This is a genomic window from Vibrio sp. Vb0667 (genome assembly GCF_033391095.1).
Genome location: NZ_JAWPOL010000002.1, coordinates 271,531 through 298,050, shown reverse-complemented (window position 1 = coordinate 298,050; position 26,520 = coordinate 271,531). Strand labels below are relative to the sequence as shown.

Below are 26,520 nucleotides of genomic sequence, written 5' to 3'. Positions count from 1 at the left end.
TTATCACCAAACGTCAGATAATTAAATTACTACGATATATGTCAATTAATAATGCTATAGGAGATTAGCATGCAGTCTAATACGTATCTTAAATACGCAGATATTAAGGGTGAGGCAACAGCCGAGCAATACAAAGATTTGATTACACTACTATCTGTAGATTGGAGTGTAGGTCGTGAGATCTCATCATACACTGGTACAGCGATGGACCGTGAAGCGAGCGCTACTCGTCTATATGATTTGACTATCACTAAACTTCAAGACCGTTCTTCTCCTGACTTATTTAAAGAAGCGACGATTGGTAAAGGTAAACCAGCGGTTTTCCATATTACTAAGCAGGGTGAGAAGGTTGAAGAGATCATGAAGATCGAACTGACTGATGCGATGATTTCTAACTACTCAGTTTCTATCCAAGACGATCGTCCAGTTGAAACTATCACAATTTCTTACACAGAAATGATGATGACAGTGACTCCTACTGACGATAAGAACAACACTTCTGCTCCATTGGTATACGGCTACAGCGGTGTTAAAGGTCAACAAATGTAATTTTCATGCGGGGGAGTATTCCTCCGCATTTTTTTGAAAGAAGTATTTAATGAAAAGAGCAACTCAAGATAACAATTTCATCCGAATTTCTTCGCCATTCGGTAAAGATGCCATCATACTAAACTCGTTTGAGTATAGAGAAGAGATCTCAGAACTTTTTTCATTGCGTGCTAAAGCTTACTTTAATGATCAACGAAGTGAGTTAAACGAAATTATTGGTAAGGAAGTTACCATTACCCTTGAAAATAATGAGGATGTTTCTTCAAATCCTCGTTATATGCATGGTTATGTTTCTGCTGCAAGATTAGAAGGGAAAAGGGTTTCTAATACACATAAAGGCGAAAATTATAAAAACATAGAATTATTAATAGAGCCTAAATTACGTTTCGCTGAATATCGAAAAAATTGCAGAATATTTCAGCATAAAGATATAAAGGAAATTATCTCTGAAGTACTATCGGAGCATAGTGTTGCCTTTAGTTTTGAGTTAACCAAGTCCTATCCTAAATACACATACAAAGTACAATATGAAGAATCAGATCTTGAATTTGTTCGACGTCTGTTATCGGAGGAGGGGCTATCATTTTGTTTTACACATACTAAGTCTGCCCATACGCTCAATATTTTTGATGACATCAGTTTTTATAAGCCGGGTACTGAGTTTTTAGTCGATTTTGATACAGGTACGGCGAAATCTAGCCACATTTCTTCTTGGCATGAAACGCAAATTCTGACTACTAAAGCGAGTCAAAAGTCAGGCTATAACATGCTCAAGCCTTCTTCGAATCCTAAAAATACTGCAAAGGGTGAAAGTGATTTTTTTACAGTACCTGGAAGCGAGTATTTTGAATACATGGGTGAAATGGAGAGCAATGATCAATACGCACTGAGAAACACGCATGCAATAGAAGCACTACAGCAAAATGCATATTTGTGTCGTGGCGAGGCTACGTGCAGAACATTCAGTGTGGGCAAGTGCTTCAAGTTTAAAAAGCATGAAGATAAATCTCGAGTCGGCAAAGAATATGTACTGTCTTCTGTTTTTTTGTCTGCTGCTGTTTATAACCAGACTGGTCAAGGTGGGACCGGTGCGCAAGGTGTCAAAGTCTCGTTTAGTTGTGTTGACTCAAAGACAATCCTGCGTCCTTCAGTTAACTACCCGAAACCTCAGATGAAAGGTTTGCAAACCGCAGTAGTTACGGGGAACAAAGATGGTGAAATTTACATAGACAAACATGGCCGTATCAAAGTTCAGTTTCACTGGGACCGTGTTGGTAAATACGATGTAAATAGTTCATGTTGGATTCGTGTTGCGCAAAATATTGCAGGTAACGGATGGGGGTCGGTGTTTCACCCTAGAGTCGGACAAGAGGTCATCGTCGAGTTTGTTAACGGAGACCCTGATCAACCAATCGTTACGGGGTCACTATATAACGGTAGTCAACTCCCTCCTTACGCTTTACCAGAGCAAAGTTCTCAGAGTGGTTATAAATCACGCTCTGTACAAAAAGGTACATCCAATTTTAATGAGTTGCGCTTCGATGATAAGCCTGGTGAAGAGCACATTTATCTTCATGCTGAAAAACTGTTCCAAATGCTAGTTGAAGACTGTGTTGATATCGCCGTTGAAAACAGTAAAACCGAAAAAGTGACCAATGATGTTAATCAAGAGGTTGGTCAGAACGCGAGCTTGAAAGTAGGTAAAAACTTTTCGAATGAAACGGGTGAAGTACTGTCTTTTAATGCAGGAAAGAGCGTCGAGATCAAAGTAGGTGGTGCTTCTATTCAGATGTCTAGCTCTGGAGAAATCAATATCAAAGGTAATAAAATATCCATTAACGGCTCAGCTATTGCTCTTAAAGCTGGGCAAATTTCATTGAACTAAGGTGATTTAAAGTGGGTAAACCAGCCGCAATTTTGGGCAGCTTTCATCTTTGCCCTAAAAAAACAGGAAAGATACCGCATGTCGGTGGTCCCGTCGTTGTTGGTTCACCAAACGTAACGATTGGCGGGATACCTGCGGCAAGACAAGGCGACAAGCTTATTTGTATCGGTCCTCCGGATAGTATCTCTGCAGGTTCTTCTAGCGTAACAATCAACGGTAAACCAGCCGCGAGAGTCGGCGATTCAACGTCTCATGGTGGCAAAATTCTATCTGGTATGCCTACGGTTTTAATCGGAGGCTAGATGCCACTCGCATTTCAAACGCATCTTCTATCCTTTAATGGCCGTTCACACACCGTTCGCGAGATAGCTGATGATTCTTTTAGATTGTCCGAGGAAATCCGACCCCCTGACTTTGCTCAATCAATAGATGAGCATATATTAAGCCTCGTGCGCTCTGAGCGCGAGAGTCTTGAGCAAGCTGATATCAAGGGGAATCTCTGTGTTCTTTTACCATCTTCGGTGGACAAAAGTTTGCTTAAAGCATTGATAAGCGAGCTTTCTATTTTCGTTGGCCAAACTGTCAATACTGAAATTTACTTTTATCCTTATGGCCAAGCTGCATTTTTGATGGCACTAAATCGGATAAATCGTGAAGTTAATGAAACGCAAGCGACTTGGATACTGGCTATAGAGGTTACGAGTGATGTAGAAGGGCATGTCAAACCTCAAAGCTCTATCATTTTAACCAAGTGTTTTTTTCGACATTCAGGTCTTGTGCCTGATGTTGTTCGAATTGATTTAGATGCCAAACAACAACGCATCGCCGTGGACAAGGTGTTTAAGCAATTAGGAGTAAGTTGTGAACATCCACTCAGTCAATTGTATTTATCCGTTAATAAGGAAGAACCGCAATGGTTAAACTCAATGCAATTCTTGTCTCCGTGGGTGACCGATCAAACTCAGTATCAATTTGTTGATATCAAACTTGGCGGATTGGGTGCATGTGGCGGCGTTTTAAAAGCGTTAGTGATTGATGAGCTTCAAAGAAGCAGCCCCTGCCCAGACTTTCACGTGTTGCAAGCGGACATCGAGTCAGATGGCTATGCGGTAGGAGTAATATACAATTGGCGTAGTTAATAGGTCTGGCTATTGCTTTTCCTTCTAGTAGTAGCTGAGGTTTTAGTGATGCAAATGTTATGGGGGATTGACTCGAAACTGGCCCTTTAATGATGTTTGGACAATGACTAGGCGCAGCTTGCTTTTCAAAATAGCTTTGCTCACCGCGTTTTTACAGTGTTCTTCTCGCTTTCTGATTAAATAGCCAGCCATAGAACACAAACCACATGAAAAGCTGTTCGACTCAAGATATCCTTACCGAAATAAAATAACTTGAGTTTTGGCTTGTTCGAGATCCCACCCGTAACGCATTCCTTTTTATAAACGGTACATGGACTCTGACAGAAGCAAGCCTACTCATAGAATTGGCGGAAAGTGAATTCGAATGAAGTTTATCCACACCTCAGATTGGCATCTTGGTCGACAATTCCACAACGTATCACTACTCGAAGATCAACAAGCAGTACTCGAACAACTGATTAACTATATTGAACACAATCCCGTCGATGCGGTTGTAGTGGCGGGAGATATTTATGACCGTTCGGTGCCACCAACGGTTGCAATAGAACTGTTAAATCGAGTCGTGAAACGCATTTGTACCGAGTTAGAAACACCAATGATATTGATATCTGGCAACCATGATGGTGCAGAAAGGTTAGGTTTCGGCTCAGAGCAAATGAAAAATGCAGGTCTCCATATTGTTAGCAACTTTGAAGAGATGCTCACTCCCATCATCATAAAAACGGACTCTGCGGATGAGGTCGCGTTTTATGGTATGCCTTATAACGACCCTGAACAGGTTAGGTTTGCCTACAAAGCCTCGGTATCCACTCATGATGAGGCTCATCGATTGCTTGTTGAGCAAATTAAAGAGCGCTTTATCTCTAAGCAAAAGCGCGTGCTCGTGAGCCACTGTTTTGTTGATGGGGCCATCGAGTCAGACTCTGAACGACCATTATCTATTGGTGGCTCAGATCGCGTGAGTCATGAACACTTCTTAGATTTTGACTACGTCGCACTTGGTCATTTGCATCAGCCTCAAAAGAAAGGCGCAGAGCATATCCGTTACTCTGGCTCTCTCATGAAGTATAGCTTTGGTGAACAGAACCAGAGAAAAGGTTTCACGTTAGTTGAACTGGACAAGAAAGGATTCGTTTCTGCAAAGCATATTGATCTTACGGCTCCCCATGAAATGCGTATTGTAGAGGGCGAGCTGGATAAAGTTATTGAGCAAGGGAAAACAGACCCCAAGAATGAAGATTATTTGTTAGTTCGTTTGATGGATAAACATGCGATTTTAAACCCAATGGAAAAACTTCGTTCAGTGTATCCAAACGTTTTACACCTTGAGAAACCTGGTATGTTAATTGGGGTAGAGCAGGAAATGGCGCAAGCAAAGTTGGCGCGAAGCGAAATTGATATGTTCCGAGATTTTTTTATTGAGGCGCAAGATGGCCAGTTGTCTAAAGAGCAAGAGCAAGCTGTTACTGACATTATTAAGCAATTATCACAGCAATAGGGACCAAAGATGAAACCAATTAAACTAACCATGCAAGCCTTTGGTCCGTTTGCAAAAACTGAAATCATTGATTTTGAGAAGCTTGGCAGTAACCCTCTATTTTTGATTAATGGTCCTACAGGTTCCGGTAAAACGTCGATCTTAGATGCCATTTGCTTCGCCCTTTATGGTGAAACCACAGGTAATGAGCGACAAGGTATTCAGATGCGGTGTGACTTATCCGCGCAAGATTTACCAACCGAAGTAGTTCTCGAATTTTCGTTACACGGCAAACAATACCGAGTTGTTCGATCCCCTGAGCAGGAAGCGCCAAAGGCCCGTGGTGAAGGGATGACGATTAAAAAGCACACTGCGGCTCTTTATGAACTCGGTGAGACTGAAACGCTTATCACCAGCAAGACGACTCAGGTTAAAACTGAAGTTAGCAATATTATTGGCTTGAATGAAACTCAATTTCGTCAAGTTATGGTGTTGCCTCAAGGAAAATTCCGAGAACTGTTGCTTGCTAGTTCTAAAGAGCGTGAAGAAATTTTTGGCCAGCTCTTTCAAACTGACATATATAAAAAAATTGAGTACGCGCTCAAAGATAAAGCGAGTGCAATTAGTAAAGCGAAAGGCGAATTTGATAATCAAATTCGAGGTGCTTTACAAGTTGCAGAAGCGAGTTCTGAACAAGAACTATTACAACAACTGGAACAAGTAACTAAGCAATTAGAGTCTGATAAAAAGAATGAGCAAGCAGCGTTAGATAAGCTCAATACTGCTAAATCTGAATTGCAAAAAGCGGAAACCTTGAATGGAGAGTTTTCGAAACGAGAGCAAGCAGAAAGCGCACTCAAGCTGCATCTAGAACACTCAGATTCGATAAAAGCTCGTCAACAGCAATTAGAAAACGCTAAGAATGCCAATAAGATAGAGTTGCCCTACGTCTCATTACAAAATGCAAAAGCTCAAACGCAAGAGCTTAGGCAAAAAATCGTAGCTTTGAAAGAGAGTCTCGAAAAAGCTCATGTCGTTGCGAGAGAACAAGAAAACTTGCAGCAAAGTGCAAAAGAGGCCGCGGCAAAGGTCCCGCAGTTAACGCAACTGCAGTATCAGCTTGAAAGTATGAAAAACAAGTTGGTCGAGAAAGACAATTTGGAAAGTAAAATAACGGCGGGTTATCAACAAAAACAACAATTTGAAGCAACGTTAAAACAGTACATAGAACTAAAAGATAAGTTAACGTTACAGGCCCAGCAGGGACAGAAGGAGCTAGAGAAAGCACGAGTTGATGTTGCGCTTATTGGCAGCATCGATGCGGAAATAAAACAAAAACAACGGCTGTTACAGGATCTACAAAAGCTGCATGATCTTACTTTAGAGCTCTCTAAACTCAATGCGCTAACTGTAGGCAAGCAGCAGTCACTACACGAAGCCAGTCAGCGCTATATGCAGCGTCAACAAGCCGCTGATACGATAGAGCTTAAGTGGCACAACGCTCAAGCGGCAGTATTAGCGCAGCGACTAAAAGCAGGTGAAGCATGCCCGGTGTGTGGTAGCGAAACGCATCCTAACCCCGCAACGTTTGTTGAAGAAGCCGTTACAAAAGAGCAAGTTCAGGCGGCTAGAGCGAAAGAGCGAGAAGCTCAAACCTTGTTGAACCAACTAAGCAATCAGCTAGAACAACATAACGTTGTCATTAGTCAGTATCAGAATCAGTGTAACCAGTTGAAAGAGGAGTTGGGTGAGTATGCTACATCTGAGATCTCGACGGTTCAAAATGATTTGCAAGCGATCAATGCTCAACTCCTACGTCTACAAGCTATTGATATTGAAAAACTAGAAAGGAACGTTGAACAGCTTAATCAACGCTGCGTCGTGGGTGAAAATAAAATTCATGAGCTGCAGAATCAAATGGCGGCAAATGAATCAACCGTTAAAGCGAACCAAGAACAATTGGCTCAATTACAAGCTTTTATTGACCCAAAATACAGTTCCGCTGACTTGCTTGAACGTGAAATTTTGCTGACAAAAGAGCAAATTCTGAGTTTGAACACAGGCTTAGAAAAGGCGCAAAACGCTTTGCAGCAAGCGATATTGGAGAAATCAAATGCGGAAAGTCACTTAGCGACGAACAAGCAGTGGTTATCTGAGTCAGAGCAAAAACTTAGCCAAGCAGAATTAGCGTGGAATGAGGCACTACAGGCGAGTAAATTTGAAGATGAAAGCCATTATCTAAGTAGTCGAGTGGGAGATGATGAACTTCAAGCCTGGCAGCAAGAAATAGACAGCTTCAAACAGGCACAAACCAAGCTTGAGCAAACACTACATGATTTAAATCATGCATTGAAAGATCTTGAAAGGCCTAATTTAGAGTCGTTTAACGACAGGTTAACCACTCTGCAGGCGCAATATATTGAAGTAAGGAATCAACTTGATACCACACGCTCAATATTTGAACGTCTTGAAAAGGTTCGTAAAGATATTGCCGTGTTGCATGAGAAAAATAGTAAGTTAGAAGAAGAATACAAAGTCTTTGGTACGTTGTACGACGTTGCTAGTGGTAAAACAGGCAGCAGGGTTAGCCTACATCGCTTTGTTCTTGGTGTACTGTTGGATGATGTGCTGATTCAGGCCTCTCAACGTTTAAGCCTTATGAGTAAAGGGCGCTATATTCTTGCTCGAAAAACAGAGGGCTTCAAAGGTGCTGCGGGTCGCGGCTTAGATTTAATGGTTGAAGATGGCTACACAGGAAAAACGCGTGATGTTGCGACACTTTCCGGCGGTGAATCATTTATGGCAGCGCTTGCTCTGGCACTTGGTTTGTCGGATGTTGTGCAATCCTATAGTGGCGGTATTCGTTTAGACACTTTATTTATTGATGAGGGCTTCGGTAGTTTAGACCCAGAGTCTTTAGATCTTGCTATTCAAACGCTAGTGGACCTGCAACAGACTGGGCGCATGATCGGTGTTATTTCTCACGTTTCTGAGTTGAAAGAACAAATGGTGCAGAGGATTGATGTAGAACCATCAAGACTTGGTTCAACGGTGTCGATTAAATCTCAATGTCGCTTCGCTGTCTAATTCAGTGACTACTGTTAGATCAAAAAGCCCCTAATGTTGGGGCTTTCTGACTAAGTCGCTACTGTTCGCAAAAGTGGCCTTCTTTTGGCGATTGGGTAATCGCATATTCGCCATCGAGGTTGCGATAAACAATCGTGTTCCAAACAGAGCCATCATCCAATTCAAACTCAATAGCATAGTTGACGCCGCTAACGATTTGCGCGTGAACATTCAGTATTTGTTTAAACGACGCTATTGTGTCCATTTTCTCTAAAACAAAGGCCATTGCCTTTTGTGCATCAGGGGTCGCGTTAAACTCATTCCACCCACCTGGCATGTTTCCTTGTGCATTACATACATCTGCTGAGGTCGTTAATTGTGTCGTTTCGCTCGGCTTTTCCTGCTGACAACCTGCAAGTAACACCAAAAGTGCACAAACTGACACTGTTTTTAATTTCATAACAATAACCTCTGTCTATAACGCAACGTATTATAGGAGGGTGATATGCCTACGAATGTCTATGTTGTGCAAAGTTTCTATATGCATAGGGTTAAATGCTGACAAAATGTACAAGCATGGTCAGCTTGTAAGTCAAAAATAGAGCAATCTTGTTAACGATTTGCTGAGATGACGAGGTTTCGGTGTTCAGTGCGCTATTGATGAAGAATTGTGATGTGTACCTATGAAGGTGATGGTGCGGCTTAGTGATCGATTTGTTATCTTCTAGAGTAAAATCAATCACTAATTAAAATTTAGGTGTTGTATGAAATCGATAAAAATATTTTTACTTTTGTCACTTGCAACTTTATTTGGTTGTACCTCGAAGCCGGATGGGGTGGAACCCGTCAATAATTTCGATTTAGAGCCATATCTAGGTAAGTGGTACGAAATTGCACGCCTAGACCATTCATTTGAGCGAGGCTTATCCAACGTTACCGCTGAGTATCAGGTTCGCGAGGATGGTGGGGTTAAGGTGATAAACCGTGGATATTCCGAAGAAGAGCGACAGTGGTCAGAAGCTGAAGGCAAAGCTTATTTTGTTGAAGATAAAACGGTTGGACACTTAAAGGTTTCCTTTTTTGGGCCAATATACTCTTCTTACATTGTTTTTGAGCTAGGTGAAAACTATGACTATGCGTTTGTTTCCGGTTACAACCACGACTATTTGTGGCTATTGTCTAGAACGCCTAACGTTGATGAGAGAGTAGTGGAGCGCTTTAAGTACGTAGCTAAAGAGAAAGGTTTCGCTATCGACGAGCTCATTTTTGTTGAACAAGAGAAACAAAGACAGCTTTAAGTTCATCAGCGTGGCTGAAAAAGCGGACAGAGGGGCAGCTTCCTAATTAAGAGCTCAGTTTGTCATTTCGCTTAACAGTAATTTGTTACCGCGTAACTTAATGTGGTCAAAATGGATATAGCCCCATCATTTGTGATTACTCGTGATGGGGCTTATATAAATTTGAGTGAGCGTCGAAAGGTTGATCTATCAACAAACGGTTATGGTTTACTTAATCAAACGAACGATCAGGGAACCTGGTGCTCGAATAGATTCAACATTGTGGCTAAGTACTGTGCCGCTTGTTGGGGCGGTGTAGCGTTTAATCTCAGCGCCAAAGCTGTCGTATTGAATCGCAAGAAGTTGGCCTTGCTCGACAAAATTCATCAAACTGACATGAGGCAGTACAAAGCCGCCGTGTGTCGCTTTTACACTGACGATTTCGTTTCCTTCCAAGCATGACGTAATAGGGTCCATATCACCTTCAACAATGTTATGCTTTTTCAGCACATTAAAAATGCCTGTTACAGTTCGACTGATAAGTTCTTGCTCGGTGTATCGCCCCATACCTACTTCAACTGTAATGCTTGGGACACCATGGTTATTCCAAACCGTTTCAAGGACGCCAGCATCTCCAGGATCATTTAAAATCGCATCAGGATTAATGAGACGAGCCATTTCTAATGATTGCTCGATTCGGAAATCTGCAAACACGTAAAGTGGATAGGCCGCACCACTGGTTTGAGTGTGAAGGTCAATGGCTAAATCAGCATTTGGCTTGAGCAAATCATTCCACAATGCATATAAGTAACGTTGGGCCTCATTGCCGTTTTGGTCACCAGGAAAAAAGCGGTTTAAGTTTGCAGGAGACGCGTCAGGGTCTGCGGAATAGAAATCGCGGCTGTGGTTTAGCATACCTGGCATGTTAATGGTTGGAACAATAGTGACAGTACCAGCGACTTCAGTGCCGATGAGCTCTCGAGCAGTTTTCTGCGCTGCTAACACACCATTGTACTCATCACCATGAACCCCTGCGGTAATCATGATCTTCTTGCCAGGTTTTTCACCTTTGAACACTAGCACAGGTAGGTGTTGCCACTGAGAGAGAGCATTCGTTGCGATGCGAAACCAAAACTTATGCTCGCCCGAATTTAGGTCTGCTACATTGAGAGACTGAATCACTTGATGACCTTGAATCACGTCATCGAGAAATTGTGTTGCCATTAAAGTTACCACTCCAAAACCATAAGCTAATCTAAAACCTTAGCGTCGTCATACCATGAATATTAATAAGGCGAGAACATGTCTCGCCTTAATTACCAATTGGTTTCGTTTTACGCAAAACCCATAATATGAGCTGCGATAACGACGATACTTGATAGGGTAAAGAGTAATAGAATAAATCGCCAGCAGAATTTTGCCCAGTCACCCCAGTCGATACGGCAGACACCAAGCGTTGCCATGAGAGATGCCGAAGTAGGGACGATAACGTTAGTAAAGCCATCGCCAAGTTGGAATGACAAAACTGCCACTTGGCGCGTAACTCCTGCAATGTCTGCCAGAGGGGCCAGTAGAGGCATCGTTAGTGCCGCTTGTCCAGAGCCCGAAGTGACGAAGAAGTTGAAGATAGATTGGAATACATACATTAACCATGCCGCAGCTACGTCAGGAAGCCCGCTAATCACGCCGCCAGCACTGTTTAGAATTGAATTCAGTACACTCGCTTCATCAGATGTACCACCACCAAGTATAAGCAATACACCTTTCGCACAACCCACTAATAGGGCAGGTGCAAGCATAATAGCTGCACCTTCTTTAAATGCATCAGCTGCGCAGTTTAGCGTCATACCGTTCAGGCGGAAAATCGTACCGATGATCGCGACAACAAAGCCCATAGTGAAAAATTGAGAAGCGATTTCTGGGATGTACCATGCGTTAGCGACTACGCCCCAAACGACCCACACCGTGGTCGCAATAACCGTAAGGATAACGAGTGTGTCACCTAGGTTCCAACGAGAATCTTGATTGCCAAGCTCTTGCTGACGGAAATACTGGTCTGTGCGGTGGCTGTAAGAAAGTTTAGGATTTGACTTCACACGAGCGGCGTAGATCATTGTGAAAGCGATACCGATTAACGTAAAGCCAGCCCATAACCCCATGCGCACTGTCATGCCGGATAAAACAGGTACACCCGCAATGCCTTGCGCAATAGCGACGGAGAAAGGGTTCATCCAAGAAGTAGCAAAGCCAATTTGAGTCGCAACATAGGTAACCATTACCGTAGTGATACCATCATAACCAAGGCGAACCATAAGCGGCGCGATAATAATCGCAAATGCTACGGCTTCTTCACCCATACCAAATACCGCACCGCCTAGCGAGAACAGCAAAAATAGCACTGGAATGAATAGCGCTTCGTTACCTTTGGTCTTATCGATAAGGCGCAGGATACCGTTATCGATTGTGCCTGTGCGCATTACAACGCCGAAAGCACCGCCGATAACCAACATGAACATAATCACGCCGATTGCGCTGCCCCATTTAGAGCCAGAAACTAGCCCTTCGAAAGGGAAGTTCATCAGACCAATGCCACCACCAGAAGCAAACAGGCCAACCTTGTTGTAAACCAATTCACCGTTTTCGTCGGTTGCATAAGAGAAAGAAGAAGGATCGATAACTGTGCGAGTTTTTTCTGCACCGTCGACCATGTAGGTCACCTGTTGGCTATCAAAATGACCAGCAGGAATTAAGTAGGTAAGAATCGCAGCAAGAATACCAACAATGAAGATCAAAATGAGGGTATCTGGCATCTGCCACGACTTAGGGGTAGCAACCGAGTCTGCTGGTTGCGCATGTGTGTGAGACATAACTTACTTCACGTCAAATTCAATAAAGCATGAAATATCGATAAAATAGAATAAAAAGTCAATATTAATGCTTATGTTGAACTATAAATTCATCAAATATTTGAAGTGAAGTTAATTTGATTGTTTTGTGGTCAAATGTTGGGTTAATGTTTCAATATGCGTTGAGTTTGGATGATTCACGAGCTTTCATAGTACATCTACAGGTGATCTAATCACTTGATTTCTGTCTGTTCTGCATAAAAAGCAGCGACATCACGAAGGTCTTCATCATTTAACATTTTTAACTGTGCTGCCATCATTTCTGCAAGTGGCCCTTTACGCTCACCGGCTTGATAAGATTTCATGGCATTGTAAAGGTACTGAGCATTTTGACCAGCAAGGCTTGGATAGGTGTTGTTCGTTGCGATGCCTGTAACACCGTGACAATAGACACAGCTAGGTGATTTGATTTTACCTTTATCAGCATCACCAAACGGTTCGGCATAGATAGCGGAAGAGAAAATAAAAGAGATTAAAAGTACAAATCTGAGCATGGAAGTTATCTATTCGCTAGAAATCATGCCGATACAATAAAGCTTCCCCTTAGGGGAAGCTCAATGATCAAAATCAAATTAAAGTAGAGATTTTATACTTGATAAGAAAGTGTCGATGTCTTTCGCTGAAATATCTTTATGAGTTACAAAACGAATTGGATTTCCAGGGGTTATCGTGATGTTTTGTTCCTTTAGTTTCGCAGCGATACTTACTATGTCCACTTGAGGATCAAGCTTCGCGAACACGATGTTCGTTTGAACAAATTCAGGGTTGACTGAAAAACCAGGCAGTTCTGCTAAGCCTTCCGCTAAGGTTTTTGCGTTGATGTGATCTTGTTTTAGCTGTTCCACTTGTTCGGTAAGGGCAAGTTTGCCTGCTGCAGCAAGAATACCCGCTTGACGCATACCACCGCCGACCATCTTTCTTAAGCGACGTGCTTTTGCGATGTAGTCTTTGCTACCAAGCAGTAGCGAGCCAACAGGGGCAGCCAGACCTTTCGACAGACAGATCGTCATTGAATCAAAGTACTGACCGATCTCTTTTACCGGAACATCAAGTGCAACGGCTGCGTTAAAAACGCGAGCGCCATCTAGATGCATCTGCAAGTTATGTTTATTCACGAAGTCACGTGCTTCTGCTAAGTAAGACAGAGGCAGTACTTTACCATTAATTGTGTTTTCTAAGCTGAGAAGCTTAGTGCGAGCAAAGTGACAATCATCTGGTTTAATCGCAGCAGCCAGTTTATCAAATGGTAGCGTGCCATCTGGGTTATTTTCGACTGGTTGAGGTTGAATTGATCCCAAAACCGCCGCGCCACCAGCTTCGTATTTGTAGTTATGTGCTTGTTGCCCACATAGATATTCATCGCCCCGCTCGCAATGCGCCATTAAACCGAGCAGATTGGCTTGAGTGCCTGAAGTGGTAAACAAAGCTGCTTCGAAACCAGCAAGCTGCGCAGCAAATTTTTCAAGCTCATTGACCGTAGGGTCATCACCATAAACATCATCCCCAACGGGGGCCTTAAACATGGCTTCTCGCATGGCTTGGGTGGGCTGTGTAACGGTATCTGATCGAAAATCCATGAATGTCTCCTTGGTCAAAGTCCTAAATATATCCGCAAAGGCGCGCTTTGCTTAAGCAAGCGATCGTTTTGGCATCGGTGATCGTGCCATCGACAATCTTTTCTTCGAGTTGCTTGATTGACAAGGTGACGACCTCAATCACTTCGTCTTCATCGCACTCGTAACGGTTCGTTTTGTTAAGCTTTTCGGCAACAAATAGATACTGTATCTCATCACAAAATCCGGCAAGAGGGGTGACTTGGCCGAGAGACGTGAATTTCTCTGCACTAAACCCAGTTTCTTCCTCTAACTCTCTTTTGGCGCAGCAGAGTGGCTCTTCGTTGCCTTCTCTGGTACCAGCAGGAAGTTCCAATAGCCATTTATTAAGTGAAGGCCGAAATTGGTGGACAAGGACAATCTCACCCTCCGCTGTAATAGGGAGAATCACCGCAGCACCCGGATGATGGATTGTGGTGTGCGTAATTGCCTGTCCTGTAGGAAGCATAACGTCTTCTTCAATCAGAGAAATTTGCTTCCATTTATAAATTATCTTGCTCATGCAGTTATGAACCCTAGCTGTTACCGCATTTTTGACGTTTTTCGACATTAACCACAAATGGTGGGAAACAAAAGCAAAAAATACTGCAACACGACGAAAGCGTTTGCACTTTAAGTGAGCAATGTCTCATAAATGGAAACTTTGATTGCTTCGTCAAGAAGCGGAAAAGCATCTGCTATAAGGGGAATTCGACAAAATACATTTGTAACAAAGTTATAACAAGTGTATAAAAATGTTAACGCAATACCACTTCAGTAGCCGGAGAACGTATGACACAAACCTTATTTGCCTCAAATGCCGAAAAAGCGCTTCTCTCAGAACGCATCAATAAATTGGCGAAAGCGTTAACGGATGGCGTTTATGAGCGTGAACATACGATCAAGCTCTGCCTTCTTGCTGCACTTGCTGGTGAAAGTGTTTTTCTTTTAGGTCCCCCTGGTATTGCAAAAAGCTTAATTGCCAAACGACTCATCCAAGCGTTCGATAACAGCAGTTACTTCGAATACCTGATGACGCGCTTCTCAACCCCTGAAGAGGTGTTTGGGCCACTGAGTATCCAAGAGCTAAAAGACAACGGCCGTTATGTTCGCTTAACTAAAGGGTATTTGCCAACTGCACAAGTCGTATTTTTGGATGAAATCTGGAAGGCGGGCCCTGCAATTCTTAATACATTGCTGACAGTGGTTAATGAGAAAACATTCAAAAATGGCAGCGATATCGAGCGTGTGCCAATGCGCTTGTTGGTATCGGCTTCCAATGAATTACCCGATGAAGATAGTGGATTGGATGCGCTCTACGACCGCATGTTGGTGCGTGTGTTTGTGAATCGAATTCAGAATAAACAAAACTTTAAGTCGATGTTGACTGTGGGCACATCGCAAGAGGCACAAGTACCAGAAGGCCTAGCGATAACTGATGAAGAATATCATCAATGGCAACAACAGCTCGACAAATTGACGTTAACCGACAATGCATTCGAAAAGCTTTTCCAGCTTAAAACGATGTTAGAAGCCAAAGTTGAAGCTCAGTTTGGTGATGTGGCCAATACCGATATGTATGTCTCTGACCGCCGCTGGAAGAAAGCCGTGAAGTTGTTAAAAGCGAGCGCGTTTTTTAATGGTCGCGATGAAATCAATCCGCTTGACCTTCTACTGTTGCAAGATTGTTTATGGAACAGTCCTGAATCGCGAGATGTGGTACGTGAAGTGGTTCAAGAGTTCGCCTTAAAACATGCATTTGATCAACAAGACGCGGAGCAGGAAATTGAGTACTGCCGAGAGTCTTTGGTTGATGTTCAACATGAACTTGAAGATGCCTACCGCATGACGTTAACGTCTGAAGCGGCAACGGGTATTTTGCGTAAAGAAACCATGCGCTTTGATACCTCTAAAGCCAAGATGTACAACGTTGGCGCAGCCGTTAACTTAGTTAAATTGGTGGTCTTGCAAAGCAACATGTCGGTTTCAGAATCAGAAAAAGGTGATAGCCGCTGGGTTTATGTACCCAAAGATGAGTTAGATCGAGTCATTAAAGAGGGAAGCGGTGATGTGTATGGTTACGTCAATCAAAACACCAACATGTGCCGTTTACGATTTGACGTTGACGCGGCGAATAACCTAGTTATCCGTGATATCGCGAACCGAGGCATTCTGGTTAGCCTAGTGACTCAAGAGGGCTTGGATGTAGAGCTTTACCAAAAGTGGTTAACGCAGAGCGAAAAAGCCGTAAATCAGCTTAGTGAGGCAGAACACCATATGCGCAAGGTGAAAGCGAACTTTCATGATGCGCTTCCGCATAGCTTTGTTGATCCTGAATTACCCCGCCTAATGGAGTCGAGTCTGCAACAGGTAAGTCAGAGACTTGAATCAATCCAAGCAGAAAGTGAAAAAGTTATCCAACGCTTTAAAAACTTACATCAGTTTTTCTCATAAGGAGACGACATGCTAGGTGCAGACGGACTTAACCTCGCGCTGATGGTGGCCGACTCCGGCATCATCGATAGCGCAGTTAATGATTTGATGGCTCGTTCACAAGTCATGATGATGGCAGAAAACCGAGGTGTTAAATCTTCGGTCAAAGGTCACTTGTTAAAGTGGCGAGGCAGCGTCAAAAAACGGATCACCAAGGTATGTGAGACAGAGCGTTTCCAACAAGAGCTGTCTTTATATCAAGAGGTTATTCATTGGGATGAAGAGGCGTTTTTTGAAAACATCGAAGATGTGATTAAAAAGCTGGAATGGCACTCTGCGTTTTACATGCAAGCTCGCCGAATGATGGAAAAGAACAAAGGGATGAATAACCCTATGTTCCCACATTACTTTTGTGATCAATGGTACCAAAGCCTCACCGATGCAATAAAACAAGCGCAAGTAAGCGAGCTTGAAGCCAATAAAGAAAAGGTGCTGAATGACCTGTATCAACGTATGGAAACCATGCGTAATATGGATAAAGTTACGGAGTCGGGTGACGCTGAAAGTGTAGGGCGCCTGTGGGATATGGCATCTGCCAAGTTGAGTAAAACAGACTTAACGGTGATGAAACGCCATGCTGAGTTTCTGAAGAAGCACCAAGGCTTGCAAGAAATTGCGGAGCAACTCGGTCGTATGGCGGGGCAAGTAAATGATCCTGAACTAAATCGTGCGCCCACTGAAGAACTTCAATTGGTCGAAGAGAAAAGTGATGAGGCGACGGATGATATTGTCGGTATTCACGAAAGCGATGATCTAAATAAGCTACTTCCCAACGAAACGATGTTTTTGGCGTATCCTGAACTTGAAGTTGTGTTCTATAAACACTTAGTTGATAAACGGCTCATGAACTATCGTACACAAGGCAAATCGCGCACGTTACGTAAAGTTAAAGCTCACCGACCTGACCATAAAGCGGTAGATATCGAAAAAGGCCCCTTCATTGTTTGTGTGGACGCGTCCGGTTCCATGAGTGGCTTTCCTGAGCAATGCGCCAAAGCCATGGCTTATGCTCTGATGCAAATCGCACTAGCGGAGCAACGTGATTGCTATGTCATAATTTTTTCTACGGAACACATTACCTACGAACTAACCAAACAAGATGGTCTGCGCGAGGCGGCGGACTTTCTAACTTATAGCTTCCATGGTGGTACAGACTTAGAGCCAACTTTGATTAAATCTATCGACTTGATGAGCGGTGATAAATATAAAAACGCAGACATGGTAGTCATTTCCGACTTTATCGCGCCAAAACAACAAGACGAGTTACTGGCCAAAGTGGATGCGCTCAAAGCGAAGAAAAACCGTTTTCACGCGATTAGCTTATCGAAATACGGAAATCCTGCATTAATGTCGATGTTTGATCACACTTGGTCTTATCACCCTAATGTTGTGGGAAGATTGCTAAAAAGGGTCAGCAACTATTAAACGCCTTAATGTTTCATGGGACAAAACGAACTGAAAGCGAGATTTATATTGCTTCGTTTTAAGCCAATAAGATCGAACTTTGGTCGAATTGACTTAAAAGAAATCAAACGAACAGAAAATGAAATGTTTTTGTTTGACTATCTTCTCTCAATCCGTAAAGTAGCCACCAACGCAACGGGGTAGAGCCCTGAAGCGTAATAAAAAGGCGCCTTGGCAGAGTGGCTATGCAGCGGATTGCAAATCCGTGGACCTCGGTTCGACTCCGGGAGGCGCCTCCATTATTTTTTTGAGAGCGAATGGCTTTCGAGAATAAATGCGACACTAGCTCAGTTGGTAGAGCGCAACCTTGCCAAGGTTGAGGTCACGAGTTCGAACCTCGTGTGTCGCTCCAAATTATTCAGATATGGCCATGGCGGTATCTCGATGCCAAGTGCATCAACTTAAAACCAGCGAAAGCTGGTTTTTTTGTATCTGAAGACTGATAAATTCACACCATCTCTTTTTCATTACCTGTGAGCTTAGCAACCCCATCTCTGTCACGAGTTTTTGATATTAAGTGTGACCCGATGTTTCGCACCTCAGCCAATTTCAGTTTACAATACGGGCTTCCAAAGGATTTGACGAAGACGCATGAGAAATACCGACGATTACATCATTTTTTATCACTTGATCGAGCAAGGTTCATTCAGTGCTGCCGCTAGACATATGTCACTGACCAAATCGGTCGTCAGTAAACGGATTGCCAAGCTTGAACAAGAGCTTGGTGTACAGCTTCTCTACCGAACAACGCGAACGCTAACGTTGACTGAAGCAGGACGAGCGTTTTTTACTCATGCAAAAGCGGTTTATCAAGCGGTGGCAACGGCGGAAGAATCCATTGTGGGTTTAGGTAAAAACTTATCTGGAAACATTAAAATTTCGGTGCCTACTATCTCTGGTGAATTAATTCTTCCTCAAGTGATTAATGAATTTAATCAGAAATACCCAGACATCAATATCGATATGGATCTAGATAATCGTTTCGTCGATATCGTGAATGAACGTTTTGATTTGGCAATTAGAACGGGTGTGTTGCCAGATTCTAGTCTGATTGCAAGAAAGCTGGTGGATGCAAATTGGATCATTTGCGCGTCACCCCAATACCTAGCTAAACATGGCATACCTAAACAACCTCAAGCCTTGGCTAAACACAATTGTTTAGTCTATTCCTACCAAGAAACCGGAGCGCATGAGTGGGCGTTTAAAGATGGAGACGAGGTATATCAAATCACCGTCGACGGTAACCTCTGTACTAACAATTCTTCTGTATTGAGAAATGTGGCGCTGTTAGGGCAGGGAATCATCTATGTGCCGCGTGTATTGGTTTATGAAGACTTAAAACAAGGCAGTCTGATTCAGTTATTTAAAGACGAAACAGCCAAATGTTTGGGTATTTATGCGGTGTACCCGTACACTCGTCAGCAACCAGAAAAAATTAAGATCTTTATCGATCATCTATACACAAGCTTTCAAAGTCAAAACCATCGATTTTAAGCCAATAACTCAACACCGATCGTTATGTTGGTGTTGAGCTTATGTTTCCATCTTCATTTCTAAGAGTCCTCTTAAATTTAGGAGCTTACGCTTCTCCTCGTTTTCTTCACTAATATTGATAACAAGATACCCCGCACAACTGTTAACAAATGGTTTTGCTATTGTTTCTTTTAAGAAACGGTCTGTTTCTTACGTTAAATTTCTCAAATGTGAAAGATAAGTAACAGAAAAATAAAGAATTATTTTGTTTGTTGTTTATTGATTACGTATTGTTCGTCCGCCTGACATAGACGCAGAGAAATGGACTGCTTATAGTGGCTCAAACGCCATGCCTGCCGCTAAGCGGTGTTGTGAGCGAAGTACAATAACTAGAGATACGGATATGAAACAAAAGCAGCTGATTGAAGAATTTAAAGCCATCGTTGGGGAAGAAAATGTTCTAACCGACGAGGTTAAAACGAAATATTACCGCTCGGGGTTTCGTTCGGGTAGTGGTAATGCGCTTGCTATCGTGTTTCCTAACACTCTTCTAGAACAATGGAAGATTATTAAACAGTGTGTTGAAGCAAACTGCATCATTATCATGCAGGCGGCTAAAACAGGTTTAACAGAGGGCTCGGCTCCGAGTGGTAATGATTATGATCGCGATGTGGTTGTGATCAATATTACCAAAATCAAGAAGATTCACTTATTAGATGGCGGTAAGCAGGCGGTTTGCTTGCCTGGTGCGAGCTTACACTCTTTGGAGAAAGAGTTGAAGGCAGTGAACCGAGCACCGCATTCTATCATCGGCTCTTCATCGCTAGGTGCCACTGTGGTCGGTGGTATCGCCAATAACTCAGGCGGTGCGCTAGTTAAGCGTGGTCCTGCTTATACGGAACTGGCGATCTACGCGCAGGTCGATAAGCAAGGCCAGTTACATTTGGTGAACCACCTTGGTATTGAAGGATTAGGTGAAACGCCAGAAGAAATTCTAACAAACCTGCAAGAAGGGAACTTTGACCCAGCGAAGATCATTCATGATGAGCGAATGGCATCAGACAGAGAATACGATGAACGTGTTCGAGACGTGACTTCTGACATTCCTTCTCGCTTTAATGCCGATGAACGCCGATTATTTGAAGCCAGTGGCTGTGCTGGCAAGTTGGGTGTTTTTGCCGTTCGGGTTGACAGCTACCCAGTACCCGAAAAAGAGCAGGTTTTTTACCTTGGCACCAATGACCCTGCGAAACTAACGAAGTTGCGAAAAGACTTCTTATCTACGTTTGATAACTTGCCTGAGATGGGAGAATACTTGCATCGAGATATCTTCAACATGGCAGAGAAGTACGGCAAGGATGTGTTCTTATCCATCGACTTGTTAGGCACAGATAAGCTGCCAAAAATGTTCGCACTTAAAGCTAAGGTAGAAAACTTCTTAGAGCGCATCCCGTTTGTCAGTAAATATCTGCCAGACACCATTCTGTACTACGCGAGCAAGTTGTTCCCACAACATTTACCAGAGCGAATGCTGGATTTCCGTGACAAGTATGAGCATCACCTGGTATTGAAAATGAGTGATGGTGGTATTGCTGAAGCACAAAAATACCTCAAAGAAGTTTGGGCTGTTGAAGACGACTGTGATTTCTTCGAGTGTACGCCGGAAGAGGGTAAAAAAGCTTATTTACATCGCTTTGCAGCAGCAGGTGCAGCAATTCGTTACGAGACGATTCACCGAAAAGACGTAGAAGACATCGTTGCACTTGATATCGCTTTGCGACGTAATGATGAAGAGTGGCTAGAAACTTTGCCTGAAGAGGTAAGTAAGAACCTTGTTCAAGCGCTCTATTATGGTCACTTTATGTGTTACGTCTTCCATCAAGATTACATTTTCAAAAAAGGGACTGACACGAAGTTGATGAAAAAGCTGATGCTTGAGCACCTCAATAGCCGTGGTGCCAAATACCCAGCAGAACATAACGTGGGTCACTTGTATGAAGCCGAAAACTCGTTGCAGAAGTTTTACCACGAATTAGACCCAACCAATACCTTTAACCCTGGTATTGGTAAAATGGACAAATATAAGCGCAATTGTAACTGCTGTGCGTAATGTGCTGTCTCACCATGATTAATAATCGTTGTTCATCGTTAAAATGATGAGCATAAGATAAGCCCTGATGACACTTGTGACATCAGGGCTTTGTGTTTTGGGTCTTTTATTGATGACTGGTATCGGCTTTGAAACAACGACTAAAGAGCACGTACTGCAGCGGCGGCGATGATGCCTGCTGCGATTGCGGGTAGAGGCTTTTTCACGATGAACATGACAACGGCAGTAGAAAACAGTGCTGCTCTAGCACCGTTATCACCCTCTACTGCTAGCGGAGCTAAAAGGGCAACCAATACGGAGCCTGACATCGCAGTAATGAAACGTTGAACCCGTTCGCTAATTGGAATGAATGACATAACATACACTCCGCCCCAGCGGGTTATGAGCGTGACTAACGCCATAGCGATAATGATAAGCAGTGTGCCACCTAAGGTTGTTTCGATGTTCATGCTTTCTTCTCCTTCCAACAAGCACCCAAGACTCCGCCAGTAATGGCGCCAACCACTACGTGGCTATTCTCTGGCAAATACCAATACGCCAACATAGAAGAGGCTGCTGCTATGGCCCAAATAGCAAAGATTCTTAAGTCTTTCGGCCCGGCCACCACCATAGACAGCAGGAAGCATCCCATAACCATATCGAGCCCTAGGCCCACCGGATCTTTGATTGCGCTACCAAAATAAATGCCGATCCAGGTGCCCACAATCCAAAAAGACCACATCGCTAAGCCGCCACCAACAAGCAAGCCAAAGCCTGGTTCTTTTCTACCAAATGCATTGAGTGCCATTGCCCAGTTAGCGTCTGATGCTACCAGCATTACACCGTAACGTTTTGTTGGTGGGAGTTGTCGTAACCATGGATAAAGTGTGGCTCCCATCAAGAGGTGACGAGCATTAATAGCAAATACAGTAATAAGAACTGGAATGAGAGGGACTTCTGCTCCCCACATTTCTAACGTGGCAAATTGTGAAGCACCGGCGAAGACCAGTGTGCTCATCAACATAGTGGGAAATACATCTAGTCCAGTCTGTACCGCAGCAACACCGAAAGCGAGGCCAAATATGACCACGAACATAGAGAGGGGTAAAAGTTGGGTGAATCCGTTCCAGACGTCAAGCCGATTAAATTCGTGCAACTCAGCGGAGGAGCGTTGAAGATGTTGAGTATTTTCTGTCATAGAGATACCTAGCTAGCAGGCAAAGGGGCAGTGCCATACGAGTGTGTTTGTTATTCTTTTGTAAACTTCATGTTTAACATCAATTAGAGGGGCTTTCAAACACTAAGTGCTATATAAAATTGAGCCATCCAAGCGGCTTTAAGAAATAGAGTGTAGAGAGTCGCACTTGGTAGTGCTAAAGGAGATTAAAACAACAGAAATAGTAAGCTCTGTTTAAGTGATAGAATCACGAGCTAGTACAGATTAGTAAATAAGAAAGAAAGCGAGCACGAGGCTCGCTTTTTCGCTCTGTTACGAATAACTGAATAGGTTTATTTTACGTAGACACGAGGGTTCGCGCTTCCCCAAACCGTGTATAGTTCAGGGAAGATGACTTCTGCGTGTTTTTCCATCTCAGCAGATGAAATCGTTTTGCCTTGTTGGGAGCCAAACAAAACAACTTCAGAACCAGGCTCAACATCTTTGATACCTGTAACATCTACCATTGTAGTGTTCATTGAAGCAACGCCCGCAACTTTTGCACGTTGGCCATTGATCAGAACTTCTGCCGCATTCCCCATTTTTCGTGGGTAACCATCAGAGTAACCAACAGGAATGTTCGCCATTAAGCTTTCTTTGCTTGTTGTGTAGCTACTGTCGTAACCGACTGTGCTATTTTTTGGCAGGTGGTGAACGGATGCCACGCGTGTTTTGAAAGACACGATAGAAGGGTACTCAGGGTTAGTCGGTAGGTCTCCGTATAAAACGCCACCAGGACGAACCATATCAAGCTGCGCCTCAGGAACATTAAGCGCGGTGTAAGAGTTTGCTACGTGCAGTAAAATGTTGTCGCGTTTTAGATTCGCCTCTTTAATCAGCCATGTAGAACTGTCTTTGAATGAAGCTAACTTTTGGCGCACGTCGTCTGCATTGTAGTTAGGGAAATGAGTCATGATGCCAACAATATTAACGCCAGCTTGTTGAGCGATTTCTAGCGCTTCTTTCTTGCCCGCTTCTGTCGTCATATCAACACCATTACGTCCCATACCACCGTCGTTCAGAGCAAGGTGAACTTTGATTTCTTTACCAGCTTTCTCGGCTAGTTTAGACAGTGCTTTAGCTTGCTCTGCTGTGCCTATCAACTCTTCGACATTTAGGTCGATTGCGGCTTCAATCTCGCCAATATCCGCTGAGCGTACACGCATAATTTGGCCTTTAAAGCCACTGTCGCGAACAGTTTGTGCTTCGGCGTTACTTGCAACGGCAACGCAAGGAATTTGTTGTTCGATAATAGTCGGCATCAGGCCTGCGATACCATTGCCGTATGCGTCGGCTTTCATCACGGCGCAGATTTTCGTTTTGCCATCCATGTGCGATTTAAACTGCTCAATATTATCGCGGAACTGACCTAAGTTTATTTCTAGCCAAGCGTTAGCACCTTGAACTTGCTCTGCTTTTGCTGCTGTATTGCTAATTTGAAGAGGAGCAGCAGTGGCTTGAATTACAGGAACCGCGATTGCAGCAGCGATAGTCAGTGATAGTAAGGTTTTATTTAAGCGCATAAAGTCTCCGTACGCGTTTTTTGTATTGGTTATGTTATTGAGTACTTGGGGAAAGTACCTGACGAAGTAAAACGCTCCAAGTGGTGCTTTGGAGCGTTTATTAAGATAGTGATTTAATATATACCTAAATATACCTCAGTGATGACATTCAATTTAAGCAAATCGGGATTGATTTGATATCTACTAAGGTATCCACTGAGTTTAACTCAGTTTAAAGCGGCTCATTACATCTTTAAGAGAAATGGATAGCTGGCTTAGTTCGCGGCACGCCTGTGCGGTTTGCTCCGAACCTTGCGAGACCTCTTGAGATGCCAAATGTATGTTTTCAATGCTGCGGTTAAGCTCTTCCGCAACAGAGTCTTGCTGGTTACAAGCCGTGGCGATTTGGGTACCCATGTCTGAGATGTCCGAAATCGAATGCTCAATGTCGCTCATCAGCTGTTTTGATTGAATGCCTTGTTCTGCACATTCTGAGATACTGGTTCTAGAAAGTTCAGTGGCTGATTTTGCGTCTTTTGCAAGTGATTGTAGCTGCTCAATGATCGAAGTGATTTCACTCGTTGAATCTTGCGTACGGCCGGCAAGAGTTCGAACTTCGTCTGCAACGACGGCAAAGCCACGACCAGACTCACCAGCACGCGCCGCTTCAATGGCTGCATTAAGTGCAAGTAGGTTGGTTTGATCGGCGATGTCGCGGATAACATCCACGATCACGTTAATTTTATTCGATTGCTGTTCAAGCTCTGCTACGGTATCGCCTGCAGCGCCAATTACGTTTGAAACTTCTTGAATCGCGTCAACCATACCTTGGGTTTCACGAACACCGTGTTGTGTGCGGCGGTTTGCTTCGTTAGCTTGGTTCGCTGAGTCTTCAGTGTTACGAGCAACATCGGCTACGGCCGCTTTCATTTCTGTCATTGCTGTTGCGATGTGCGTAATTTGCAGCTGTTGATCTTTCATACCAGACGCAGAAATATCGGAGATTTGGTTCATCTCTTCGACAGCGCTGCTTAACTGAGTAACTGCAGCAATCACGTTATCGATAACTTGGCGTAAGTCATCTTGCATCTTAGTGGTCGCGTCTGCCAGTTCACCAAGCTCGTCATTGCCGATTGCTTTACGGTCAATGTCACTTGATAGATCACCTGTCGCGATGGCATTTGCTTGCTCAACAACAAGTTTAAGTGGGCCACAAATTAGGCGAGTCAGCACGTATGTCATGCCTACCATGATCAGTAGAATAATCACGTTACTTGCAATTGAAGAATTACTCAATCCATTTACAGAGGACAGGATATGAGTTTTGTTGCTGTCCATAGCTTCTTTGAGGAGACGGATTAGTTCGCCTAACTCTGAGTCAACCGCTTCGAAAGCAGACAAAGAGTTCGCCAAAATAGGGTGGGCCTTGCTTTTGTCGTTAGCTAGCATCGCTTCATTGTACTGGTCCATAGTATCCAAATACTTTTTCCACTGACGCATAAGACGCTGGTAAGTTTGCTGCTCTTCGCCAGGCCAGATAGTTTCACCGTAAGCGTTGAGCTCTCTAGTGATCTTTTCGCGTTCTCTAATATTGTTAGAAATTTTAGTTTTGACTTGGTCTGCGTCTTCATAAGTGTACGCAGCAAATTGAGCTCGGCGCCAGCGAGACAAGTGATCTCGAATCGAATCGACCCTTTCCATTGCAGGAAGCGTATCGTCGGTATAGTTTAAAAGCTCAGATTTGATGCTTTTGAGCTCTGTAGATAAAAACACGCCAAATGCAATGTTGACGATGGCAATGAGTAAAAACGATAGCGATATCTTTTTCGCTATAGAAAGATTCTTGATAGACATTAGTGATATACCTTGTTTTTCTTATGTTGTGTCGCCAAAGTAAACCACATCCTTATATGTGATATATGTCCATTAAATTACTGCAACTCGTGTAACGTACCATTATTTATTGATATTTTCGATAATGAATTGAGCTTTGTTTGAAAATAAAAAAAGTCAATGATTTTATAAAGGTACGACCACATTCGATATAAAGTTATCGGTAACAAAATATGATGTTCTGTACGCAGTCGTGCCAAGAGCAGGGAATCAAATTGTTACAGATGTTACAGCGGTGAAAAGATCAGCGTTCATAACGTGATAGTCGCGTGTTTACCTCGAAGCAGTTACGGGCACTAGTATGCGTATGACTTAATAGCCAATGAAAGGGAACGGGTGCTTATTGGTCTAATTGAATGCCAAATGTACTAGGCAGATCGCTTTTTAAGCACTTAAATCAAAAAGATAAAATTTATTGTTGACCAGATAAATTAATCCGTTAAAGTACGCCTCGTTCTCACGGCAAAGGTCGCTGAGACAGATGGTGTCTAACCCATCG

Annotated in this window: 21 protein-coding genes and 2 tRNA genes; 13 read left to right on the top strand and 10 right to left on the bottom strand. The window is 43.3% G+C overall.

Going from position 1 to position 26,520, the window contains the following annotated elements:
- Nucleotides 1-69: 69 nt before the first annotated feature.
- From R8269_RS04010 to R8269_RS03985, 6 genes are all read left to right on the top strand, one after another.
- Nucleotides 70-549, top strand: a complete 480-nt coding sequence (locus R8269_RS04010; RefSeq protein WP_005375967.1) for an Hcp family type VI secretion system effector — start codon at nucleotides 70-72, stop codon at nucleotides 547-549.
- 49 nt (nucleotides 550-598) lie between these two features.
- Nucleotides 599-2,434, top strand: a complete 1,836-nt coding sequence (tssI, locus tag R8269_RS04005; protein WP_005375968.1) for a type VI secretion system tip protein TssI/VgrG — start codon at nucleotides 599-601, stop codon at nucleotides 2,432-2,434.
- A gap of 11 nt (nucleotides 2,435-2,445) precedes the next feature.
- Nucleotides 2,446-2,736 (top strand): PAAR domain-containing protein, encoded by a 291-nt coding sequence (locus tag R8269_RS04000; RefSeq protein WP_005375969.1) that lies wholly within the window; start codon nucleotides 2,446-2,448, stop codon nucleotides 2,734-2,736.
- Nucleotides 2,737-3,573 (top strand): NAD/NADP transhydrogenase subunit beta, encoded by an 837-nt coding sequence (locus R8269_RS03995; RefSeq protein ID WP_213907645.1) that lies wholly within the window; start codon nucleotides 2,737-2,739, stop codon nucleotides 3,571-3,573.
- Between the two features lie 364 nt (nucleotides 3,574-3,937).
- The gene (locus tag R8269_RS03990; RefSeq protein ID WP_215810399.1) at nucleotides 3,938-5,071 is read left to right on the top strand and encodes an exonuclease SbcCD subunit D; all 1,134 of its coding nucleotides are present in this window, start codon (nucleotides 3,938-3,940) and stop codon (nucleotides 5,069-5,071) included.
- A 9-nt stretch (nucleotides 5,072-5,080) separates the two neighbouring features.
- Nucleotides 5,081-8,137: an AAA family ATPase gene (locus R8269_RS03985; protein ID WP_215810398.1), complete on the top strand. Its 3,057-nt coding sequence runs from the start codon at nucleotides 5,081-5,083 to the stop codon at nucleotides 8,135-8,137.
- A gap of 58 nt (nucleotides 8,138-8,195) precedes the next feature.
- Here the strand turns inward: R8269_RS03985 and R8269_RS03980 are convergent, their stop codons facing one another.
- Nucleotides 8,196-8,576 carry a cystatin family protein gene (locus tag R8269_RS03980; protein WP_054576743.1) on the bottom strand — a complete coding sequence of 127 codons (381 nt, stop codon included), beginning with the start codon at nucleotides 8,574-8,576 and terminating at the stop codon, nucleotides 8,196-8,198.
- 304 nt (nucleotides 8,577-8,880) lie between these two features.
- Here R8269_RS03980 and R8269_RS03975 point away from each other — a divergent pair, with 304 nt between their 5' ends.
- Complete coding sequence (locus tag R8269_RS03975) at nucleotides 8,881-9,414, top strand: lipocalin family protein (protein WP_054576742.1); 534 nt, start codon at nucleotides 8,881-8,883, stop codon at nucleotides 9,412-9,414.
- 207 nt (nucleotides 9,415-9,621) lie between these two features.
- On the opposite strand, the gene R8269_RS03970 is transcribed toward R8269_RS03975, so the two are convergent.
- The 5 genes from R8269_RS03970 to R8269_RS03950 all read right to left on the bottom strand — a co-directional run bounded on the left by R8269_RS03970 (nucleotide 9,622) and on the right by R8269_RS03950 (nucleotide 14,414).
- Entirely contained in the window at nucleotides 9,622-10,617 is a 996-nt protein-coding gene (locus R8269_RS03970; protein ID WP_054574303.1) for a succinylglutamate desuccinylase/aspartoacylase family protein, read from the bottom strand.
- A gap of 110 nt (nucleotides 10,618-10,727) precedes the next feature.
- Nucleotides 10,728-12,260: a putative basic amino acid antiporter YfcC gene (gene yfcC / locus R8269_RS03965; RefSeq protein WP_081008283.1), complete on the bottom strand. Its 1,533-nt coding sequence runs from the start codon at nucleotides 12,258-12,260 to the stop codon at nucleotides 10,728-10,730.
- 212 nt (nucleotides 12,261-12,472) lie between these two features.
- The gene (locus tag R8269_RS03960; RefSeq protein ID WP_149192240.1) at nucleotides 12,473-12,793 is read right to left on the bottom strand and encodes a c-type cytochrome; all 321 of its coding nucleotides are present in this window, start codon (nucleotides 12,791-12,793) and stop codon (nucleotides 12,473-12,475) included.
- Between the two features lie 78 nt (nucleotides 12,794-12,871).
- Nucleotides 12,872-13,876 (bottom strand): low-specificity L-threonine aldolase, encoded by a 1,005-nt coding sequence (gene ltaE / locus R8269_RS03955; protein ID WP_005375978.1) that lies wholly within the window; start codon nucleotides 13,874-13,876, stop codon nucleotides 12,872-12,874.
- 22 nt (nucleotides 13,877-13,898) lie between these two features.
- The gene (locus R8269_RS03950; protein WP_213969379.1) at nucleotides 13,899-14,414 is read right to left on the bottom strand and encodes an NUDIX hydrolase; all 516 of its coding nucleotides are present in this window, start codon (nucleotides 14,412-14,414) and stop codon (nucleotides 13,899-13,901) included.
- A gap of 269 nt (nucleotides 14,415-14,683) precedes the next feature.
- Here R8269_RS03950 and R8269_RS03945 point away from each other — a divergent pair, with 269 nt between their 5' ends.
- The 6 genes from R8269_RS03945 (at nucleotide 14,684) to dld (ending at nucleotide 21,431) form a co-directional block, all read left to right on the top strand.
- On the top strand, nucleotides 14,684-16,345 hold the full coding sequence (locus tag R8269_RS03945) for an ATPase RavA domain-containing protein (protein WP_318222457.1): 1,662 nt from the start codon (nucleotides 14,684-14,686) through the stop codon (nucleotides 16,343-16,345).
- Nucleotides 16,346-16,354: 9 nt separating this feature from the next.
- Complete coding sequence (gene viaA, locus R8269_RS03940) at nucleotides 16,355-17,809, top strand: ATPase RavA stimulator ViaA (RefSeq protein ID WP_033907023.1); 1,455 nt, start codon at nucleotides 16,355-16,357, stop codon at nucleotides 17,807-17,809.
- 204 nt (nucleotides 17,810-18,013) lie between these two features.
- Nucleotides 18,014-18,087 (top strand) — tRNA-Cys (locus tag R8269_RS03935).
- A gap of 37 nt (nucleotides 18,088-18,124) precedes the next feature.
- Nucleotides 18,125-18,200, top strand: a tRNA-Gly gene (locus R8269_RS03930).
- Nucleotides 18,201-18,439: 239 nt separating this feature from the next.
- Nucleotides 18,440-19,342, top strand: coding sequence for a LysR family transcriptional regulator (locus R8269_RS03925; RefSeq protein ID WP_017633645.1), 903 nt, complete (start codon nucleotides 18,440-18,442; stop codon nucleotides 19,340-19,342).
- A 382-nt stretch (nucleotides 19,343-19,724) separates the two neighbouring features.
- The gene (dld, locus tag R8269_RS03920) at nucleotides 19,725-21,431 is read left to right on the top strand and encodes a D-lactate dehydrogenase (protein WP_318107897.1); all 1,707 of its coding nucleotides are present in this window, start codon (nucleotides 19,725-19,727) and stop codon (nucleotides 21,429-21,431) included.
- Nucleotides 21,432-21,571: 140 nt separating this feature from the next.
- Here dld and R8269_RS03915 read toward each other — a convergent pair whose 3' ends face one another.
- The 4 genes from R8269_RS03915 to R8269_RS03900 all read right to left on the bottom strand — a co-directional run bounded on the left by R8269_RS03915 (nucleotide 21,572) and on the right by R8269_RS03900 (nucleotide 25,982).
- Nucleotides 21,572-21,880, bottom strand: coding sequence for an AzlD family protein (locus tag R8269_RS03915; protein WP_017820198.1), 309 nt, complete (start codon nucleotides 21,878-21,880; stop codon nucleotides 21,572-21,574).
- Nucleotides 21,877-22,608 carry an AzlC family ABC transporter permease gene (locus R8269_RS03910; RefSeq protein ID WP_054865294.1) on the bottom strand — a complete coding sequence of 244 codons (732 nt, stop codon included), beginning with the start codon at nucleotides 22,606-22,608 and terminating at the stop codon, nucleotides 21,877-21,879. Before R8269_RS03910 ends, R8269_RS03915 begins: the two co-directional genes overlap by 4 nt.
- Before the next feature lie 311 nt (nucleotides 22,609-22,919).
- Nucleotides 22,920-24,149, bottom strand: coding sequence for an alanine racemase (gene alr / locus R8269_RS03905; protein ID WP_258457122.1), 1,230 nt, complete (start codon nucleotides 24,147-24,149; stop codon nucleotides 22,920-22,922).
- A gap of 201 nt (nucleotides 24,150-24,350) precedes the next feature.
- Nucleotides 24,351-25,982, bottom strand: a complete 1,632-nt coding sequence (locus R8269_RS03900; protein WP_053303666.1) for a methyl-accepting chemotaxis protein — start codon at nucleotides 25,980-25,982, stop codon at nucleotides 24,351-24,353.
- Nucleotides 25,983-26,520 lie beyond the last annotated feature (538 nt).

What these genes read in the sequence shown, in the direction of transcription:
- R8269_RS04010 (WP_005375967.1), top strand. Translation starts at nt 70, where the DNA reads ATGCAGTCTAATACGTATCTTAAATACGCAGATATTAAGGGTGAGGCA.
- tssI (WP_005375968.1), top strand. Translation starts at nt 599, where the DNA reads ATGAAAAGAGCAACTCAAGATAACAATTTCATCCGAATTTCTTCGCCA.
- R8269_RS03995 (WP_213907645.1), top strand. Translation starts at nt 2,737, where the DNA reads ATGCCACTCGCATTTCAAACGCATCTTCTATCCTTTAATGGCCGTTCA.
- R8269_RS03990 (WP_215810399.1), top strand. Translation starts at nt 3,938, where the DNA reads ATGAAGTTTATCCACACCTCAGATTGGCATCTTGGTCGACAATTCCAC.
- R8269_RS03985 (WP_215810398.1), top strand. Translation starts at nt 5,081, where the DNA reads ATGAAACCAATTAAACTAACCATGCAAGCCTTTGGTCCGTTTGCAAAA.
- R8269_RS03980 (WP_054576743.1), bottom strand. Translation starts at nt 8,576, where the DNA reads ATGAAATTAAAAACAGTGTCAGTTTGTGCACTTTTGGTGTTACTTGCA.
- R8269_RS03975 (WP_054576742.1), top strand. Translation starts at nt 8,881, where the DNA reads ATGAAATCGATAAAAATATTTTTACTTTTGTCACTTGCAACTTTATTT.
- R8269_RS03970 (WP_054574303.1), bottom strand. Translation starts at nt 10,617, where the DNA reads ATGGCAACACAATTTCTCGATGACGTGATTCAAGGTCATCAAGTGATT.
- yfcC (WP_081008283.1), bottom strand. Translation starts at nt 12,260, where the DNA reads ATGTCTCACACACATGCGCAACCAGCAGACTCGGTTGCTACCCCTAAG.
- R8269_RS03960 (WP_149192240.1), bottom strand. Translation starts at nt 12,793, where the DNA reads ATGCTCAGATTTGTACTTTTAATCTCTTTTATTTTCTCTTCCGCTATC.
- ltaE (WP_005375978.1), bottom strand. Translation starts at nt 13,876, where the DNA reads ATGGATTTTCGATCAGATACCGTTACACAGCCCACCCAAGCCATGCGA.
- R8269_RS03950 (WP_213969379.1), bottom strand. Translation starts at nt 14,414, where the DNA reads ATGAGCAAGATAATTTATAAATGGAAGCAAATTTCTCTGATTGAAGAA.
- R8269_RS03945 (WP_318222457.1), top strand. Translation starts at nt 14,684, where the DNA reads ATGACACAAACCTTATTTGCCTCAAATGCCGAAAAAGCGCTTCTCTCA.
- viaA (WP_033907023.1), top strand. Translation starts at nt 16,355, where the DNA reads ATGCTAGGTGCAGACGGACTTAACCTCGCGCTGATGGTGGCCGACTCC.
- R8269_RS03925 (WP_017633645.1), top strand. Translation starts at nt 18,440, where the DNA reads ATGAGAAATACCGACGATTACATCATTTTTTATCACTTGATCGAGCAA.
- dld (WP_318107897.1), top strand. Translation starts at nt 19,725, where the DNA reads ATGAAACAAAAGCAGCTGATTGAAGAATTTAAAGCCATCGTTGGGGAA.
- R8269_RS03915 (WP_017820198.1), bottom strand. Translation starts at nt 21,880, where the DNA reads ATGAACATCGAAACAACCTTAGGTGGCACACTGCTTATCATTATCGCT.
- R8269_RS03910 (WP_054865294.1), bottom strand. Translation starts at nt 22,608, where the DNA reads ATGACAGAAAATACTCAACATCTTCAACGCTCCTCCGCTGAGTTGCAC.
- alr (WP_258457122.1), bottom strand. Translation starts at nt 24,149, where the DNA reads ATGCGCTTAAATAAAACCTTACTATCACTGACTATCGCTGCTGCAATC.
- R8269_RS03900 (WP_053303666.1), bottom strand. Translation starts at nt 25,982, where the DNA reads ATGTCTATCAAGAATCTTTCTATAGCGAAAAAGATATCGCTATCGTTT.